The following is a 1395-nucleotide window of genomic DNA, read 5'->3' on the forward strand; positions in this document are numbered from 1 at the left end:
CGAGCCGCGCGAGTGGGGCCGCAAGGTGCGCGACTTCCACAAGACGATCAAGGGCACCATCAGCGACGGGTCGAGGTATCACGCGCTGAATCCCGAACTCTTCTACTGGGCACACGCCAGCTTCGTCGATCAGGTCATCTACAACACCGACACGTTCATCCGCCGGCTGTCGCACGCGGAGAAGGAGCGGATCTTCGACGAGGGCAAGGTGTGGTACAGCCTCTACGGCGTCAGCGACCGCGGCCAGCCGCAGACCTACGACGAGTTCCTCGCCTACTGGGACGAGATGCTCGAGCGGTTCGTCCCGCACAAGACCGTCCTGTACGGGACCGGCTACATCAGGAAGGGAATCCCGGGCCCGCGCTGGATTCCCGGCCCGGTTTGGAAGGTGCTGTCCGCCCCGCTGAACGCCTACACCCGCCTGGTGTTGGTCGGGACCATGCCGCAGCAGATGCGCGAGGTCTGCCAACTGGAGTGGAATGCGAAGAAAGAGAGGCGATTCCAACGGTTCGCGGCCGCCATGCGCGCGCTCAACCCGCTGATCAACCGGCTGCCCATCGGCGCGATCTACACCCCGTGGGCGGCAACCGCGTGGCGGCGGTCGGGCGTCGACCCGCGCCGGCTACACAACCGCGCGGCTTAGCTGCGACGCTCGGCGGCGGCGACGCCGCCCTTGAGGAGCTCGTCGATGACCTTCTTGAACACAGGCAGCATCAGCCGGTCAGCACCGGGGATCTTCAGCGTTGACCGTAGATGCCAGCTGACCTCGGTTCCAGTGTCTGTTTCGCGCAGCCGGATCGTGCCGATGTGATCGCGCGTCGGTGCGCCCGAGAGCATCTTGTACGCGTAGCGGGTGGGCCGCTCATACTCGATGATCTCCTCGACGAACGGGGGCCCGATCGCCACCAGACGTCTGATCGCACCGACACCGTTCGGAGCGGGGGTTCCCTCGCGATCAAGCGTGCTGCGTCGGAACAGCCGCGTGTGCCGGGCGATCGCGCGGTGGTCGGTCATGGCGTCGAACACGGTCTCGATCGGCGCTCTCGCGGTTCGGGTGAGGGTGAACTCGATCATTCGCACTCCGCGCTACCGATGAGCCACGCCGGTATGCCGTTGTCCGCCGCCATGATCCGTCCCCTTCCGCTACAGAGAACATAGCCTCAGGGCCGCAGCGCATAAAGGTCACACCCGACCGTCGGCGCAAAGCAGACTCAGCCGCGGGACCGCACACCCGTGTTGCCAAAGTGAACGGCGGGTACACAGCGCCGAAACTCCCTGCGAAGTAAGCCAATACGGTGGTGGACGCTTGGTGATCGGGTGCGGATGGGCAAGGATCTCTTGACATGGCCGATGTCGATTTTTCGCTGCTGGACGTTCCGCGTTCGGAACCGCTCG

At 65.1% G+C, this 1395-nt stretch carries 2 protein-coding genes; one reads left to right on the plus strand and one right to left on the minus strand.

All coding sequences use genetic code 11. The features are described from left to right. A partial coding sequence (locus A5701_RS23335) for an oxygenase MpaB family protein (RefSeq protein WP_067759863.1) occupies positions 1-643 on the plus strand: 643 nt, incomplete at its 5' end. Here the strand turns inward: A5701_RS23335 and A5701_RS23340 are convergent. Further along, positions 640-1074 carry an SRPBCC family protein gene (locus A5701_RS23340; protein ID WP_067759866.1) on the minus strand — a complete coding sequence of 145 codons (435 nt, stop codon included), beginning with the start codon at positions 1072-1074 and terminating at the stop codon, positions 640-642. The genes A5701_RS23335 and A5701_RS23340 overlap by 4 nt on opposite strands. Between the last annotated feature and the right edge of the window lie 321 nt (positions 1075-1395).

The organism is Mycobacterium sp. E3305, from assembly GCF_001666785.1.
Classification (GTDB): Bacteria; Actinomycetota; Actinomycetes; order Mycobacteriales; family Mycobacteriaceae; genus Mycobacterium.